The sequence below is a fragment of the Plantibacter sp. genome (genome assembly GCF_059073635.1).
On record NZ_JCACOF010000009.1, the window covers coordinates 100,597 to 117,488 of the forward strand.

The 16,892-nt window shown below is 69.0% G+C and carries 13 protein-coding genes and 1 pseudogene; 8 read left to right on the forward strand and 6 right to left on the reverse strand.

Annotated elements, in window-relative coordinates; genetic code table 11:
* Nucleotides 1–20: 20 nt before the first annotated feature.
* From AC5JOC_RS10470 to AC5JOC_RS10480, 3 genes are all read right to left on the reverse strand, one after another.
* A complete protein-coding gene (locus AC5JOC_RS10470) occupies nt 21–1,493 on the reverse strand; it encodes a 2-oxo acid dehydrogenase subunit E2 (protein WP_411558337.1) in 1,473 nt (490 codons plus the stop codon).
* A gap of 61 nt (nt 1,494–1,554) precedes the next feature.
* Nucleotides 1,555–2,928: a dihydrolipoyl dehydrogenase gene (lpdA, locus tag AC5JOC_RS10475; protein WP_064293772.1), complete on the reverse strand. Its 1,374-nt coding sequence runs from the start codon at nt 2,926–2,928 to the stop codon at nt 1,555–1,557.
* Nucleotides 2,929–3,023: 95 nt separating this feature from the next.
* A complete protein-coding gene (locus AC5JOC_RS10480) occupies nt 3,024–4,526 on the reverse strand; it encodes a leucyl aminopeptidase (protein WP_494246420.1) in 1,503 nt (500 codons plus the stop codon).
* 120 nt (nt 4,527–4,646) lie between these two features.
* On the opposite strand from AC5JOC_RS10480, the gene AC5JOC_RS10485 reads away from it, so the two are divergent.
* The 5 genes from AC5JOC_RS10485 (at nt 4,647) to AC5JOC_RS10505 (ending at nt 10,409) form a co-directional block, all read left to right on the forward strand.
* Nucleotides 4,647–5,570 (forward strand): proteasome assembly chaperone family protein, encoded by a 924-nt coding sequence (locus AC5JOC_RS10485; protein WP_079705876.1) that lies wholly within the window; start codon nt 4,647–4,649, stop codon nt 5,568–5,570.
* Between the two features lie 9 nt (nt 5,571–5,579).
* The gene (locus AC5JOC_RS10490) at nt 5,580–6,887 is read left to right on the forward strand and encodes an MFS transporter (RefSeq protein ID WP_124769301.1); all 1,308 of its coding nucleotides are present in this window, start codon (nt 5,580–5,582) and stop codon (nt 6,885–6,887) included.
* 186 nt (nt 6,888–7,073) lie between these two features.
* Nucleotides 7,074–8,396: an RNA polymerase sigma factor gene (locus tag AC5JOC_RS10495; RefSeq protein ID WP_079706303.1), complete on the forward strand. Its 1,323-nt coding sequence runs from the start codon at nt 7,074–7,076 to the stop codon at nt 8,394–8,396.
* Between the two features lie 4 nt (nt 8,397–8,400).
* Entirely contained in the window at nt 8,401–9,663 is a 1,263-nt protein-coding gene (locus AC5JOC_RS10500) for a MurT ligase domain-containing protein (RefSeq protein WP_494246421.1), read from the forward strand.
* Nucleotides 9,660–10,409, forward strand: coding sequence for a hypothetical protein (locus AC5JOC_RS10505; protein ID WP_494246422.1), 750 nt, complete (start codon nt 9,660–9,662; stop codon nt 10,407–10,409). Before AC5JOC_RS10500 ends, AC5JOC_RS10505 begins: the two co-directional genes overlap by 4 nt.
* Before the next feature lie 107 nt (nt 10,410–10,516).
* On the opposite strand, the gene AC5JOC_RS10510 is transcribed toward AC5JOC_RS10505, so the two are convergent.
* On the reverse strand, nt 10,517–10,747 hold the full coding sequence (locus tag AC5JOC_RS10510) for a DUF7455 domain-containing protein (protein WP_079705880.1): 231 nt from the start codon (nt 10,745–10,747) through the stop codon (nt 10,517–10,519).
* Nucleotides 10,748–10,979: 232 nt separating this feature from the next.
* On the opposite strand from AC5JOC_RS10510, the gene AC5JOC_RS10515 reads away from it, so the two are divergent.
* A complete protein-coding gene (locus AC5JOC_RS10515; RefSeq protein WP_240773631.1) occupies nt 10,980–13,058 on the forward strand; it encodes a DNA gyrase/topoisomerase IV subunit B in 2,079 nt (692 codons plus the stop codon).
* Nucleotides 13,059–13,150: 92 nt separating this feature from the next.
* On the opposite strand, the gene AC5JOC_RS10520 is transcribed toward AC5JOC_RS10515, so the two are convergent.
* Complete coding sequence (locus AC5JOC_RS10520; protein WP_192004939.1) at nt 13,151–15,658, reverse strand: DNA gyrase/topoisomerase IV subunit A; 2,508 nt, start codon at nt 15,656–15,658, stop codon at nt 13,151–13,153.
* A gap of 120 nt (nt 15,659–15,778) precedes the next feature.
* Nucleotides 15,779–15,919: a hypothetical protein gene (locus AC5JOC_RS10525; RefSeq protein ID WP_494246423.1), complete on the reverse strand. Its 141-nt coding sequence runs from the start codon at nt 15,917–15,919 to the stop codon at nt 15,779–15,781.
* 3 nt (nt 15,920–15,922) lie between these two features.
* Between AC5JOC_RS10525 and AC5JOC_RS10530 the strand changes: the two are divergent.
* Nucleotides 15,923–16,111: pseudogene (locus tag AC5JOC_RS10530) on the forward strand (alkaline phosphatase family protein); the annotation flags it as partial.
* Nucleotides 16,112–16,181: 70 nt separating this feature from the next.
* Nucleotides 16,182–16,889: an alkaline phosphatase family protein gene (locus AC5JOC_RS10535; RefSeq protein WP_494246424.1), complete on the forward strand. Its 708-nt coding sequence runs from the start codon at nt 16,182–16,184 to the stop codon at nt 16,887–16,889.
* Nucleotides 16,890–16,892: the final 3 nt, after the last annotated feature.

Sequence of the window (16,892 nt, forward strand, 5' to 3'; positions counted from 1 at the left end):
ACGGCGCGGTCGGTTCGGGATCAGATCCCGAGCGAGCCGCGGAAGTCGCCTGCTTCGAGGCGGTTCTTCACCTGGACGAGGAAGCGTGCAGCGTCCGCGCCGTCGATGATGCGGTGGTCGTAGCTCAGCGCGAGGTAGACCGTCGAACGGATCGCGATGGCGTCTGCACCGTCGACCGTGACGACGACCGGCTTCTTCGTGACGATACCCGTACCGAGGATCGCCGACTGCGGCAGGAACACGATCGGGGTGTCGAACAGGGCGCCGCGCGAACCGGTGTTGGTCAGCGTGAACGTGCCGCCCGACAGCTCGTCCGGCTGCAGCTTGTTGTCGCGAGTCCGCTGCGCGAGATCGGCGATCTCGGCGCCGAGCTCGGCGATCGACTTGGAGCCCGAGTTGCGGATGACCGGCGTCAGCAGGCCACGCTCGGTGTCCACGGCGATCGCGAGGTTCTCCGTCTCCGGGTACACGATCTGGTCGCCGTCGACGGTGGCGTTGATGATCGGGTAGGTCTGGAGCGCCTCGCTGGCAGCAAGGGCGAAGAACGGCAGGAACGACAGCTTGTTGCCGGTCTTGGCGAGGAACTCGTCCTTGACGGCCGTGCGGAGTGCCGCGACCTTCGTGACATCGACCTCGACGACGCTCGTCAGCTGGGCGGTGCCCTGCATCGAAGCGACGGCGCGCTCGGCGACGACCTTGCGCAGACGCGACATGGCCTTGCTCGTGCCACGCAGCTCGGAGACCTGGACCGTCGGAGCAGCGGGCGACTCCGTGGCGCCACCGGCGCTCTGAGCCTGCAGGACGTCTTCCTTGCGGATACGTCCGCCGACACCGGTGCCGGTGACCGTGCTGAGGTCGACGCCGTGCTGGTTGGCGAGACGACGCACCAGCGGGGTGACGTAACCGGAGTTGACGACCCCGCCGGCGGCAGGCGTCGAAGCGGCGGCCGGAGCCGCAGCAGCGGGAGCCGGAGCAGCAGGCGCAGCAGCGGGTGCCGGAGCAGCAGCGGGTGCCGGAGCAGCAGCAGGTGCCGGAGCAGCAGCGGGTGCCGGAGCAGCAGCAGGTGCCGGAGCAGCAGCAGGCGCCGGAGCAGCAGCAGGCGCCGGAGCAGCAGCAGGTGCCGGAGCAGCAGCGGGAGCCGGCGCGGCAGCAGGTGCCGGCTCGGGCTCGGCCGCGGGAGCGGGCTCAGCCGGAGCGGGCTCGGCAGCAGCCGGTTCCGCGGCGGGCGCGGGCTCCTCGGCAGCAGCCGCACCCGAACCATCACCGATGGTCACGAGAGCGGTGCCGACCTCGACGGTCTCGTCCTCCTGGACGAGGATCGCTTCGATGACACCCGCGACGGGCGAAGGGATCTCGGTGTCGACCTTGTCGGTCGACACTTCGAGCAGCGGCTCGTCGACCTCCACGGTGTCGCCGACATTCTTCAGCCAGCGGGTGACCGTACCCTCGGTGACACTCTCGCCGAGTGCCGGGAGGCTGACGGATTCGCTCATGACCTTGTCTCCTTTGAAACCTGTTGTGTGTTCACTAGCTTATTGGGGTGTTCGGAATGCGTCACAGCGCGTGCAGGGGCTTGCCTGCGAGCGCGAGGAATGCTTCGCCGAGCGCCTCGTTCTGCGTGGGGTGCGCGTGGATCAGCGGCGCGATGTCCTCGGGGTAGGCCTCCCAGTTGACGGCGAGCTGACCTTCGGCGATGAGCTCACCGACGCGGGCGCCGATCATGTGCACACCGATGACGGGGCCGTCGTTGACGCGGATGACCTTGACGTTGCCGCTCGTGCCGATGATCTCGCTCTTGCCGTTGCCGGCCAGGTTGAAGTCGTAGCTCGTGATGTTGTCGGCACCGTACTGCTCGGCCGCCTTGGCCTCGCTGAGACCGACGGACGCGATCTCGGGGTCGCTGTAGGTGACCTTCGGGATGTTGACGTCCTCGATGATGACCGGCTTGAGACCGGCGATCTCCTCGGCCACGAAGATGCCCTGCTGGAAGCCGCGGTGCGCGAGCTGCAGGCCGGGGACGATGTCGCCCACGGCGTAGAGGCCGGGGATGTTCGTCTCGAGACGGTCGTTGGTGATGACGAAGCCGCGGTCGATGGTGACACCGACCTCCTCGAAGCCGAGTCCGGCGGTCGACGGGCCACGGCCGACGGCGACGAGCAGCAGCTCGGCGTCGATCGTCTTGCCGTCCTCGAGCGTGATGTGCACGCCCGAGTCGTCCTGGGTGACGCCCTGGAACCGCACGCCGAGCGAGTACTCGATGCCGCGCTTGCGGAACGCGCGCTCGAGCGCCTTGCTGATCGACTCGTCCTCGTTGGGGACGAGGTGGGGGAGTGCCTCGATGATCGTGACCTCGGTCCCGAACGACTTCCAGACGCTCGCGAACTCGACGCCGATCACGCCGCCGCCGAGGACGGCGACCTTCTTCGGCACGAAGTCGAGCTGCAGCGCCTGCTCGCTCGTGATGACGCGGCCACCGATCTCGAGACCGGGGAGCGAGCGGCTGTACGAGCCCGTCGCGAGGATCACGTTCTTGCCGGTGATGAGGTCGTCGCCGACCTGCACGCTCGTCGGGGAGACCAGACGGCCCTCGCCCTCGATGGTGGTGATGCCGCGGGCCTTCACGAGGCCCTGGAGTCCCTTGTACTTCTTCGCGACGATGCCCTCGCGGTACTTCGTGACGCCCTCGATGTCGATGCCTTCGAAGGTGGACTTGACGCCGTACTTCTCCGACTCGCGCGATGCGTCCGCGACCTCGGCGGAGTGCAGCAGCGCCTTCGTCGGGATGCAACCGCGGTGGAGGCAGGTGCCGCCGACCTTGTCCTTCTCGATCATGCCGACGGTGAGGCCGAGCTGCGAAGCGCGCAACGCCGCAGCGTATCCGCCGCTTCCGCCTCCCAGGACTACCAGGTCAAAATTCTGCTCGGACACTCCGTTGCTCCTTGTGTGTGCTTCGTGGTCGATCGGAAACCGTCGTGGTGTGTTCGGCGGCGTCGAGGCGGGTCGAACCGCCCCCACCGACCTTACTACGGGTGGCTAATCTCCTCGGCCATTGCGAGGAGGGTGCGGACCGCGACGCCGGTCGGGCCCTTGGCGGTGAAGCCGTAGGGGGCGTCGCCGTTCATCGCGCTCCCGGCGATGTCCAGGTGGGCCCACGGGATGCGGGTGGTGACGCCCTCCTCGTCGGTGCGGTCGGCGATGAACTCCTGCAGGAACGTGCCTGCGACGAGCATGCCGCCCGCGGTGGTCCCGGGCTTCGCGTTGGCGAGGTCGGCGACGTCGGAGTCGAGGACCTTGCGCAGCTCCGCGGGGAACGGCATCGGCCAGAACAGTTCGTCCGCACCGGAACCGGTCGCGATGAGGTCGGTGACGAACGAAGCGTCGCCCATGACGCCCGTGTAGCGGTTGCCGAGCGCGACCACGGCGGCTCCCGTGAGGGTCGCCACGTCGATGATGGCGTCCGGGCCCTCCTCGCCTGCGGCGACGAGTCCGTCGGCGAGGACCAGCCGGCCCTCGGCGTCGGTGTTGGTGACCTCGACCGTGCGTCCGCCCCGGATGGTGAGGACGTCGTTCGGCCGGATCGCCGTGCCCGACGGGAGGTTCTCGGCGAGGCAGAGCCATGCGGTCAGCCTGGTGGGCACCCCGAGACGCGCGGCCGCGGCCAGGACGGCGAGCACGGTCGCCGCGCCGGTCATGTCGTACTTCATGCCGACCATCGAGACCGGCGGCTTCAGGGAGAGGCCGCCGCTGTCGAAGGTGATGCCCTTCCCGACGAGGGCCAGGTGGCTCCTGGCGGCCTCCGGGTGGTAGCTCAGCTTGACGAGTCGCGGAGGCCGCGAGGAACCCTGCCCGACGCCGAGGATGCCGCCGAAGCCGTCCTCGGCCAAGCGGGTCTCGTCCCATTCCTCGACCTCGACGTCGAGGCCGTCGACCGCTGCGCGGGCCGCGTCGGCGAAGGTCGCCGGGTAGAGCTCGTTCGGCGGCGTGTTGACCAGGTCCTTCACGAGCGCGATGGCCTCGGCGACCGCGGTGGCGTGCTCAGCGAGCCCGGCATCCGGTGCGTCCACGGTCGACGGGACGACGACGGTGATCTGCCCGAGCGGTCTCGGTGCCGGCGCGGATCCGACACCGCGCGACGCGGTGTAGCGGTAGGCGCCGATGGCCGCCCCCTCGAGGACGGCTTCGGCGGCAGCGGCCGTCTCTTCCGTCAACGCGAACGCGATCGAGGCCTGGCCGTCGATCGTCCGGGTCACTGCGCCCGCGGCTCGTCGGAAGGCCGCGTCGTCCGCATCCGGACCGAGGCCGACCAGCACGAGACCGGAGGCCGCGCCGAACCGGTCCGGGAGGCGTCGCACCTGGTCTTCCGACCCCGTGACCCCGGAGGCGCGCAGCTCGTCCGCGAGCGGCGCGTAGACCTCTGGCGCCAAGAGCTCCGGTCCGTCGTCGCCCTTCTTCACCGCGAGGACGAGCAGCTCGGCCTCGACTCCCTCGGCGGCGGCGGACAACACGGAGAGCACGGGGATCGTCATGCCTCCATCGTAGGCACGTACCGTTCCGGACCGAGGCGGGGCCGCCGGTGTTCGCTCTCGGCGGTACCGCCGACGCTCGGAGGGGAAGGTCGCTGCGACACCCCCGTTTAGAGTTGAACCATGCCTACGCCTGACGACCTCTACGAGGTGCACCCGGAGATCGACATCCCCGCCGGCCTCCACCTCGTCGCGGGCCTCACCGGGTTCTCCGACGCCGGCGGCGCGGTCGGGCAGCTGAACGCCTACCTCGACGACGTCCTCGACACGACGGTCATCGCCGAGTTCGACGCCGACGTCCTGCTCGACTACCGGGCCCGCCGGCCGATCATCTCGTTCGACCAGGACCACTTGACGGAGTACCGGCCACCTCGGCTGACCCTGTCGCTCGCCCACGACGAGCTCGGGTCGCCGTTCCTCCTGCTCACCGGTTTCGAGCCCGACTTCCTCTGGGACCGCTTCGTCGCAGCCGTGCTCGAGCTCGTCGACCGCTTCCGGGTCAGCGACACCACGTGGGTGCACGCCATCCCGATGCCGGTCCCGCACACCAGGCCGATCGGCGTCACCGTCAGCGGCAACCGGTTCGACCTCATCGAGTCGCTCTCGGTCTGGCGCCCCCGCACCCAGGTACCGTCCAACGTGCTCCACCTCCTCGAGTACCGCCTCTACGAGCGCGGCGACAGCATCGCGGCCTTCGTGCTCCTCGTTCCGCATTACCTCGCCGACACGGAGTTCCCGGCCGCGGCGATCACGGCGATCGAGAGCCTCAGCGCGGCGACCGGGCTCATCTTCCCCACGGACCGCCTCCGCGAGGACAGCCGCGACTTCCTCGTCAAGATCGACGAGCAGGTCGGGACCAACCACGAGCTCGGCCAGCTGGTCACGACGCTCGAGGAGCGGTACGACGCCTACATGGCCGACAACTCGCCGAAATCGCCGCTCACCGACATCGACGGGGCGCTCCCGACGGCCGACGAGATCGCCGCGGAGCTCGAGAAGTTCCTCGCGAGCCGGCGCCACGGCGACGAGGACCGCTCGACCACCTAAGCTGGATCGGTGGGATCTCGACGCGTCTGGTGGGTGTTCGGCGTCGGCGTGTTCGCCTACCTCATCACCGTCATGCAGCGGTCGACGCTCGGCGTGGCAGCGGTGGACGCCACTGAGCGGTTCCAGATCGACGCCGCCGCGCTGTCGACCCTCGCCGTCGCGCAGCTCATCGTGTACGCCGCGATGCAGGTCCCGGTCGGGGTGCTCATCGACCGCCTCGGACCTCGCGTCCTGATCATCGCGGGGCTGACGGTCGTCATGGCGGGCCAGGTCTGGCTGGGGCTCACGACCGAACTCGGCGGCGCGATCGTCGGCCGGATGCTGGTCGGCCTCGGCGACGCCGCGGTGTTCACCTCCGTGTTGCGGCTCGTGAACTCCTGGTTCCCCACCCGTCGGGTGCCGATCGTCTCGCAGTGGGTCGGCAACATCGGGCAGATCGGACAGATCCTCTCGGCGGTGCCGTTCTCCTTCGTCCTGCACGCCTTCGGCTGGTCGCCGGCGTTCCTCAGTGCGGCCGGACTCGTCCTCCTGGCGCTCGTCGGGGTGTTGATCGTCGTCCGCGACCGGCCGTCCGGTTCCGACGAGGCGCCGCGCCCCGAGACCTGGGGCCACGTCGTCCGCGAGGTCGTCATCAGTCTGCGTCGGCCAGGGACGCGTCTCGGGTTCTGGTCGCACTTCGTCACCCAGTCCTCCGGTACCGTCCTCACGCTCCTCTGGGGCTTCCCGTTCATGGTCTACGCCCTCGGCTACCCGCAGCCCCTCGCCGCATCGTTGCTCATCGTGATCGTGGTCTCCGGCATGATCGCCGGACCCATCCTCGGGGTGCTCACCGCCCGGTTCCCCTACCGGCGGAGCAACCTCGTGCTCGGGATCGTCACGGTCATGGGCGTCGCCTGGGCCGCACTCCTCCTCTGGCCGGGCGTCCCACCGATGTGGCTCGTGATCGTCCTGTTCGTCGTGGTCGGGGTCGGTGGCCCCGGTTCACTCATCGGGTTCGACTTCGCCCGCACCTTCAACCCCATCCGCGCGCTCGGCGGGGCGAACGGCATCGTGAACGTCGGTGGGTTCCTCGCGAGCTTCGTCATGATGTTCCTCATCGGTCTCATCATCGACGCGGTCAGCGGGGGATCCCGTGCCGACTACTCCATGGACAGCTTCCGGATCGCCTTCTCCGTGCAGTACCTGGTGGTCGGGTTCGGGGTCGCGATGCTGCTCGTCGCCCGGTCCCGCACGCGGAGGCGCTTCGCCGAGGACGAGGGCATCGCCGTCGGTCCGCTGTGGATCGCGGTCCGAGCCAGGCTCGGGCGCCGTCGCTGAGCGTTCGCTTCGTCCACCTGATCCCACCCTTGACAAACGGCCTGTGGCTCTGAGGTCTTCCGGCGCGCGCTATAATGGAACACGGACCCGTTCACCTCTCGGAATGTCGGCGGCCCTTTTCGGGTTGCACTGCACCAAGACTTGACATGGGTCCTCGTAATGTCCGAAATCACGGACGATCCGGCGATGACTGTCCATGCCGGGTCCGAACAGGAAGGTGCAGCTATGGCCACCAAGACGGCTCGCGCAGACGAAGCAGCGCCAGCAGACGAGGCCACGGAGGCTCCCGCAGCGAAGGCTCGGACCACCAAGGCCACCACGACCCGAGCGAAGGCTGCTCCCAAGAAGGCCACCCGCGCCAAGGCGGGCACGAAGTCGAGCACGGAGCCCGATGAGGGCACGGACGACGAGGACGTCGTCGTCGAGGTCGTCGCCGACGACGCCGTGGTCGACGCGCCCGCAGGCGACGCCACCGAGGCGGTCGAGGAGGAGGACGACAAGTCCGTGCCGGAGATCACCCTCCCCACCGACGCACTCGTGCTCTCCAACAGCGACGACGACGAGATCCCGGTGTACTCGGCCGCGATCACCGGCGCCACCGCCGACCCGGTCAAGGACTACCTCAAGCAGATCGGTAAGGTCGCGCTCCTCAACGCGGCCGAAGAGGTCGAACTCGCGATGCGCATCGAGGCGGGCCTCTTCGCCGAGGACAAACTCGCCCAGCTCTCCGACCTCGAGAAGCGCTCGCGGGTCGGCCGTGAGCTCCAGTGGGTCGCGAAGGACGGCGCCCGCGCCAAGAGCCACCTCCTCGGGGCGAACCTCCGACTCGTCGTGAGCCTCGCCAAGCGGTACACGGGCCGCGGCATGCAGTTCCTCGACCTCATCCAGGAGGGCAACCTGGGCCTCATCCGTGCGGTCGAGAAGTTCGACTACACCAAGGGCTTCAAGTTCTCCACCTACGCGACCTGGTGGATCCGTCAGGCCATCACGCGCGCCATGGCCGACCAGGCACGCACCATCCGCATCCCGGTGCACATGGTCGAGGTCATCAACAAGCTCGCCCGCGTCCAGCGGCAGATGCTGCAGGACCTGGGCCGCGAGCCCACGCCCGAGGAGCTCAGCCGCGAACTCGACATGACGCCTGAGAAGGTCATCGAGGTCCAGAAGTACGGCCGCGAGCCCATCTCGCTGCACACGCCCCTCGGCGAGGACGGCGACAGCGAGTTCGGCGACCTCATCGAGGACACCGAGGCGGTCGTGCCGGCCGACGCCGTCAGCTTCACCATGCTGCAGAAGCAGCTGGAGTCGCTCCTCGACTCGCTCTCCGAGCGGGAAGCGGGCGTCATCCGGATGCGCTTCGGCCTCGGCGACGGCATGCCCAAGACGCTCGACCAGATCGGCGACACCTTCGGGGTCACCCGTGAGCGGATCCGGCAGATCGAGTCGAAGACCATGGCGAAACTGCGTCACCCGAGCCGATCCCAGTCGCTCCGCGACTACCTCGAGTAGGAGCATGCGCTACGCCCCGGCCATCCTCGCCGGTCGTGCCGTCCGATTCCTCGCCAGGCTGCGCAAGCCGGGCGGGGGATCGGCCGTTCCCGGCCTCGTGGTCAACCGCATCGCGCCCGGGTTCCTCCCCGACACGTTGAACGCCTTCCCGCGTGGTCTCGTGATCGTGAGCGGCTCGAGCGGGAAGTCCACGACGACCAAGATGCTCGTCGGCATCCTGCGTGCCCACGGCGTGTCGGTCTTCACGAACCCGTCCACGGCGAACATCTCCCAAGGCCTCACCTCGGCTCTCCTCGAACGAGCCGACCTCCGCGGCCGGATCGACGCCGAGCTCGGGGTGCTCGAGATGGACGAAGGACACGGCGCGCTCATCGCGCCGCGGCTCGCGCCCGCCCACGTCATCCTGACCAACGTGTCCGTCGACCAGATCGACCGCTTCCACGACGCTGCCATGGTGGCGCGCATGCTCGACGCGATCGCTGCCCGATCGAGCACGTCGCTCGTCCTGAACGGCGATGACGCGCTCGTCGACGCCGTCGCGCCAGGCAGCGACGCGACGCGATGGCGGTACGGCGTCTCGACGGCCGTGCTCGGCGCCAGCGCACGCGGCCTCGGGTACAGCACGACCTCGTCCGATCGGGTCGATCCCGGTTCCGGAACCGTCGTCGAAGCCCTCGACGGCGACCTGGTGTCCATCACCCACCGCGGCGAGACCGTCCGGTTCCGTCTGCCGGCTCGTGGCGTGCACTACGCCGTGGATGCGGCCGCAGCCCTCTCCGGCGCCGCCGCGATCCTCGGCCCCGAGTTCCAGCTCACCATCGCGGCTGAGTCGTTCCGTGCGCTCACGCCGGTGTTCGGCCGCGGTGAGGTGACGACCGTCCGCGGTGTCGAGGTCGAGTTCGTCCTCGTCCAGAACCCCGCGAGCTATCAGCTCAACGTCGACAGCCTCGCGGCCGACACCGAGCAGATCCTGGTGGCCGTCGGGAGCGACGTCCGCGATCCCTCGTACCTCTGGCCGGTCGACACGTCCAGGCTCGGTCGTGTGGCGATCGTGTCGGGGTCCAAGGCCTGGGAGGCCGCGCTGCAGCTGGGCTACGACGGCGTCGAGATCGACCGGATCGAACCGGACCTCGGCACGGCGTTGGACGCGTTCCTCGCTCTCCCTGCGCCCGCGCACGGTCGGAAGACCGTGATCTTCACCGCCGACTCGATGCGTCGTACCCGCGCGCACCTCGGCCTCGCTTCGAACGATCAGGACGACGCATGACGACCGAGCCGACGATCACCATCGCCGTCCTCCTGCCATCGAGCTGCAATGTGAACGGCGACGCCGAGAACGGCGCGGTCCTCGCTCGCCGGGCCCGCGCGCGTGGCCTCGCCGTCGAGCTCGTCCCGGTCGAGTCGGTCGCCGAGCTCCCGAGCACGGTCCACGCGGTCGTCCTCGGGTCGTGCGACGACCCGTCGGCGCCACAGGTGCTCGAGACGCTCCGGCCGTTCCGCGACGCGTTCATCGCCTGGGTGGAGGCCGGCGTGCCCGTCCTCGCGGTCGCCAACGGATGGAAGCTCCTCACTCGCCGGCTCGAGCTGGTACCGGGGAGCTGGGTCGAGGGCCTCGCCATCATCGAGGGCGACGCCCCGTTGCGGCGCACGCGGGCGAGTGACGACCTCGTCGTCGTGCCGAGCGGCGGCCTCGAGCTCGACGCCCCGGTACTCGTCGGGTACGAGAACCACGGGCGGGACTTCCGAGCCGGGACGGGCGTCGAGTCGATCGGCACCGTGCAGCACGGACGAGGCAACGGCGACGGCACGGAGGGTGCGCTGGTCGGACCCTTCGTCGGAACCCACCTGCACGGTCCCGTCCTCGCCAAGAACCCGGAACTGGCCGATCGGCTGCTCCGTCTGGCGATCACGGTCGCCGGGGGCACCTCGATGCTCGACGAATCGCCAGAGCTTCACGCCCTCGACGAGATCGCCGCCAACGCCAGAGCGCAGATCGTCTCGGCGCTCGCCTGAGTCCGCGCGCGATCGAGCCCGCGCTGGTCTGAGACCGCGCTTCCTCGAGGACATGACGAAGGGCCCCGGATCTCGGATCCGGGGCCCTTCGTCGTGATGCCGGTGGACTAGGCGCGCTGCTCGTTGAAGAGTCGCGCGGACTCGTCGTGCCAGTCGGTCGCGACCTGCGTCAGCTTCTCCTGGTACTTCTTGCCGTGGTGCGCGCAGAACAGCAGCTCACCGCTGTTCATCTGCACGCGGATGTAGGCCTGTGCTCCGCACAGATCGCAACGATCGGCGGCAGTCAGTTGCTGGGCGTCGAGGTCACTCGGCGTGCTCTCGGTAGCAGTCTGTGACATGTGCTCCTCCTGACTCGGGCGGCTACGAAACTCGTAGTACTCATGAAAGCACGCGATTGTCACAACGGGGTCCCATTCCGTGTTCTTTTCGCTGTGCGCGTAGATGATTCGGATCAACCGCTGCAGCCGGATGGGTCGACGGCCCGCGACAACGCGCCGTCGCGCGGGTCCGGACGATCGCGCGCCGAGTGTCTCCCTCGGCGTGTCGGCGCCGACGACTACGCTGGGAAGCGTGAGCAGCGACTACTCCGCCAGGCATCTCTCCGTCCTCGAAGGCCTCGAGGCGGTGCGCAAGCGACCGGGCATGTACATCGGTTCCACCGACTCGCGTGGCCTCATGCACTGCCTCTGGGAGATCATCGACAACTCCGTCGACGAGGCCCTCGGCGGGTACGGCGATCAGATCGAGATCGTCCTCCACGCCGATCAGAGCGTCGAGGTGCGCGACCACGCGCGTGGTATCCCGGTGGACATCGAGCCGAAGACCGGCCTCTCCGGTGTCGAGGTCGTCTTCACCAAGCTCCACGCCGGCGGGAAGTTCGGCGGCGGTTCGTACGCCGCGTCCGGCGGGCTGCACGGCGTCGGCGCATCCGTCGTCAACGCCCTGTCCGAGCGACTCGACGTCGAGGTGGATCGCGGCGGCAAGACCTACGCCATGTCGTTCCACCGCGGTGAGCCGGGGATCTTCGCCGACACGGGGGAGCCGACCCCGGACGCACCGTTCACGCCGTTCGAGAAGCAGAGCGAGCTCCGCGTCATCGGCAAGACGAAGCGCGGCGTGACCGGCACCCGGATCCGCTACTGGGCCGACCGCCAGATCTTCACGAAGGGCGCCCAGTTCCAGGCCGAGGAGCTCCTCGGCCGCGCGCGCCAGACCGCCTTCCTCATCAAGGGGCTCGGCATCCACATCCGCGACGAGACCGTCGAGGAGCCGACCGAGGCGATGTTCCGCTACGAGGGCGGCATCTCCGAGTTCGTCGACTACCTCGCGGGCGACACCGCACTCACCGACACCTGGCGCCTCACCGGCAGCGGCACGTTCACCGAGACCGTCCCGGTGCTGTCGCCGTCGGGCACCATGGTCGCCACCGAGGTGGAGCGCGAGGCAGAGGTCGACATCGCGCTGCGTTGGGGGACCGGGTACGAGACGGTCATGCGCAGCTTCGTCAACATCATCGCCACGCCGAAGGGCGGCACGCACCAACTCGGATTCGATCAGGGCCTCCTGAAGTTCCTCCGCGCCCAGGTGGAGCAGAACGCCCGTCGACTCAAGGTCGGCTCGGACAAGCTCGAGAAGGACGACGTCCTCGCCGGCCTTACCGCGGTGCTGACGGTGCGTCTCGCGGAGCCGCAGTTCGAGGGCCAGACGAAGGAGATCCTCGGCACGCCGGCCGTCCGCGCCATCGTCGCCAACGTCGTCACGAAGGAGCTCAAGGAGCGGTTCGCCTCGACCAAGCGCGACGACAAGGCGCAGACCGCGCTCGTGCTCGAGAAGATCGTGTCCGAGATGAAGTCCCGGATCTCCGCGCGGACCCACAAGGAGACACAACGCCGCAAGAACGCGCTCGAGAACTCGTCGCTCCCGGCCAAGCTGGTCGACTGCCGCTCGGGCAACCTCGAGTCCAGCGAACTCTTCATCGTCGAGGGCGACTCGGCACTGGGCACGGCGAAGCTCGCCCGAGACAGCTCCTACCAGGCGCTGCTCCCGATCCGAGGCAAGATCCTCAACGTGCAGAAGGCCTCCGTCTCCGACATGCTGTCGAACGCGGAGTGCGCGTCCATCATCCAGGTCATCGGCGCGGGCTCCGGACGATCGTTCGATCTCGACGCCGCCCGCTACGGCAAGATCATCCTCATGAGCGACGCCGACGTCGACGGCGCCCACATCCGGACGCTCCTGCTCACCCTCTTCTTCCGGTACATGCGGCCGCTGATCGAAGCGGGTCGCGTGTTCGCCGCGGTACCGCCGCTCCACCGCGTCATCGTCATCAACCCCGGCTCCAAGCCGAACGAGACGATCTACACCTACTCCGAAGCCGAACTGCACGCGGTGCTGAGCGACCTCAAGCGCACCGGCAAGAAGCACCAGGAACCGATCCAGCGCTACAAGGGCCTGGGCGAGATGGACGCCGACCAGCTGGCCACGACCACCATGGACCGCCGTCACCGGACGCTGCGCCGTGTCCGGGTCGAGGATGCGGAATCGGCCGGACGGATCTTCGAACTCCTCATGGGCAACGACGTCGCCCCGCGCAAGGAGTTCATCGTCGACAGCTCCGACCGGCTGTCGCGGGAGAGCATCGACGTCTGATCGTCGGTCGTCCACCGAGAAGCAGGACCGACGACGAAGGCCCGGATCGAGCAGTGCGCTCAGTCCGGGCCTTCGTCAGTGCGGAGCTCCGATCAGGACGATTCGTCGCTCGCTACCGCGTCGTCCGTCGCCGGTGCTGCCGGTGCGGTGATCGCGCCGCCGATGAACCCGACGGGGGCGTCGAGCGGCACCCCTGAGGCATCCCGCTTCGCGCCGACCTCCGGGAGCGTCCGCGGTGTCCCGTCCGTCCCGACGGCGTGCGCCGGAGCGGCGCCGACCCACGCGACGGCCAGCTGGTCCTCGCCCTTCAGGAAGCGCTGCGACCGGACACCGCCGGTCGCACGACCCTTGGCGGGGAACTCGGAGAACTCCGACACCTTCGCGCTCCCGGTGTCCGTTCCGGCGAGCGTCAGCGAATTGGTCGCGACGGTCACGACGACGACGTCGTCGGTGGGCAGGACCGCCGTGAACGAGATGACCTTCGCACCGGCCGCCAGGTTGATGCCGGCCATGCCACCCGCGGCCCGCCCCTGCGGACGGACGGACGTCGCGGCGAAACGGAGCAGTTGTGCATCGGAGGCGACGAAGACGAGTTCCGCGTCGTCGCCGACCTGCGTGGCCCCGACGACGTGGTCGCGCGGCTTGAGCGTGATGACCTCGAAGTCCGGCTTGTTCGGCAGATCCCCGGGGATGACCCGCTTGACGACGCCGGTCTCGGTTCCCAGCACGATCGGCTGCTCCGAGGTCAGCGAGACGATCGCCAGCACGCGCTCATCCCGGTTCGGGAGCGACAGGTACTCGCCCATCCGGACGCCGGCCGCGAGCTGGATGGAGGCCGCCGGCACCGCGGGGAGGTCGAGCGGGGTGAACCGGATGACGCGACCGAGGCTCGTGACCGCACCGAGTTCGGTGCGGCTCGTGGTCTCGACGACACTCAGGATCGCATCGTGCTTGCTTCGCCGACCGGGTCGTGGTGCGGGTGCGTCCTGCTCGAGGTCGACGCGGAGCGCCCGTCCGGTCGCGCTGAGGTAGACGCGGCACGGGGTGTCGGCGAGCTCGAGCACCGGGGCGCTCTTCCCTCGACCGGTCGTCGCGACGCTCGGCTTCGCGTTCGTCAGCATGGTCCGGCGCGGCGTGCCGAACTGCTCGGCCGCAGCGGCGAGCTCTGCGGAGACCGCGGCCCGGATGAGTCGTTGGCTCCCGAGCAACCGCTCGAGTTCGGCGATCTCGGCCAGCAGCTTGTCGCGCTCGGCCTCGAGCTCGATCCGCGAGAACTTGGTGAGTCGTCGGAGACGGAGTTCGAGGATGTACTCGGCCTGCAGCTGCGAGAGGTCGAAGACCTCGATGAGCCTCGCGCGGGCCTGTTCGGAGTCGTCGCTCGCGCGGATGACCTGGATGACCTCGTCGATGTCGAGGATGGCGATGAGGAGCCCCTCCACGAGGTGGAGGCGTTCCTTGCGTCTCGCCAACCGGAACCGGCTCCGGCGGGTGACCACGCTGATGCGGTGGTCGACGTACACCTGCAGCAGTTCCCGGAGGCCGAGCGTCTGCGGGCCGCCGTCGACGAGCGCGACGTTGTTGATGCTGAAGGAGTCCTCGAGGGGCGTGTAGCGGTAGAGCTGCTCCAGGACGGCTTCTGGGGAGAAGCCGGTCTTGATCCCGATCACGAGGCGGAGCCCGTGGATGCGGTCCGTCAGGTCGGTGACGTCGGAGATGCCGTTGAGCTTCTTGGAGCTGACACCGTCCTTGATCTTCTCGATGATCTTCTCCGGACCCACCAGGTAGGGCAGTTCGGTGATGACCAGGCCGGTCTTGCGCGCGGTGACCGGCTCGACGGAGACCTTCGCGCGGGTCTTGAAGGAGCCGCGCCCGGTGGCGTAGGCGTCCTTGATGCCGTCCAGACCGACGATCGTGCCGCCCGAGGGGAGGTCGGGACCCGGGACGAACTCCATCAGGTCTTCGAGGGTGGCCTGAGGATGCGCGATGAGGTGCCGTGCCGCACCGATCACCTCGACGAGGTTGTGCGGCGCCATGTTGGTCGCCATACCGACCGCGATGCCGCTGGCGCCGTTCACGAGGAGGTTCGGGAACGCGGCCGGGAGGACCTCGGGCTGCATGAACTGGTTGTCGTAGTTCGGGACGAAGTCGACGACGTCCTCGTCGAGGTCGGCCGTCAGCGCGAGTGCGGCGGCGTCGAGCCGGGCCTCCGTGTACCGCGGCGCGGCGGGTCCGTCGTCGAGCGAGCCGAAGTTCCCGTGCCCGTCGATGAGCGGGACGCGGAGCGTGAAGGGCTGTGCGAGGCGGACGAGTGCGTCGTAGATCGCGGTGTCGCCGTGCGGGTGCAGCTTCCCCATCACTTCGCCGACGACGCGGGCCGACTTCACGTGGCCACGATCCGGGCGCAGGCCCATCTCGGTCATCTGGTACAGGATGCGGCGCTGCACCGGCTTCAGGCCGTCGCGCGCGTCGGGGAGGGCACGGGCGTAGATGACCGAATAGGCGTACTCCAGGAAGGAGGTCTGCATCTCCGACGAGACATCGATGTCCTCGATGCGCTCGCCACTGGTCTCCGTCGGCGGGGTCTGCTGTTGGCGGGTCATTCCGTGTCTCTGCTGAGGGGAGTCGAGCCGGTGCTCGGCGAGGATGGCGGGGCGTGGTCGTCAGCGCGGTGTGCGAGACTGAGCCCGATGACCACCATGCTACCGACGGTCGATCCGGAGTCACGCAGCCTTGCCGGTGTCCTCCCGGATTGCCTCGCATCCCTGACGGTGGGCGGTGGATCGCTGCCCGCGGCCGACCATGCCGTCGTCGTCCTCGTCGACGGCCTCGGCGCCGCGAACCTCCGCGGAGCCGCCGCCCACGCTCGGTTCCTCGCGCCGCGCCTCGGCCCGCGCTCCACCACGACGTCGGCGTTCCCGTCGACGACCGCGGCCGGGATCGCGACGCTGACCACCGGGGCGTTGCCGGGCCGGCACGGCCTCGTCAGCTACCGAGCACGGGACGTGGCGGGGGACCGGGTCGTGAACCAACTCAGCGGCTGGGACGCCGGCATGGTGCCCGAGACCTGGCAGCGCCTCCCGACCGTGTTCGAGCGAGCGAGAGCGCGAGGGCGTCACCACGACGGTGATCGGTCAGGAGCGGTACCGCAATTCGGGCTTCACCCGAGCCGTGCTCCGAGGGGCGGACTACCGGGCCGGACGCTCGATGGCGGACCGCCTCGACGCGGCCCGAGAGATCGTGTCCACGACCGCCGGACCCACACTCAGCTACGTGTACGTCCCCGAGCTCGATCAGGCGGCGCACGAGTACGGATGGGAGTCGGGACGCTGGACGGCGCTCCTCGAGGAGCTCGACGGCGATCTCAAGCGGTGGTCGTCCCGCCTGCCCGCGTCGACCGGCGCGCTCATCACCGCCGACCACGGGGTGATCGACGTCGCACCCCATCAACATGTACTCTTCGACCAGGTGCCCGAGCTGGTCGCCGGTGTCCGCCACATCGGCGGGGAGCCGCGATGCCTCCACCTCTATCTCGACGCCGATGCAGGCCCAGCGGATCGGGAGCGCCTGGCTGAGGCCTGGCGAGCCGAGGAAGGCGGGCGCGCCTGGATCGCGACACGCGAGCAGGCGATCGACCACGGCTGGTACGGCGAGGTCGACCCCGAGGTGCTGCCACGGATCGGCGACGTCATCGTGGCAGCGCGGAAGCGCATCGCCTACTACGACTCACGTCCCGCCGATCAGAGCGCGAGGGGCATGATCGGACAGCACGGATCGCTCACCGACGACGAACGCCGGATACCACTCCTCGGCCTCGGTCGTTACGAGCCCTGAGGC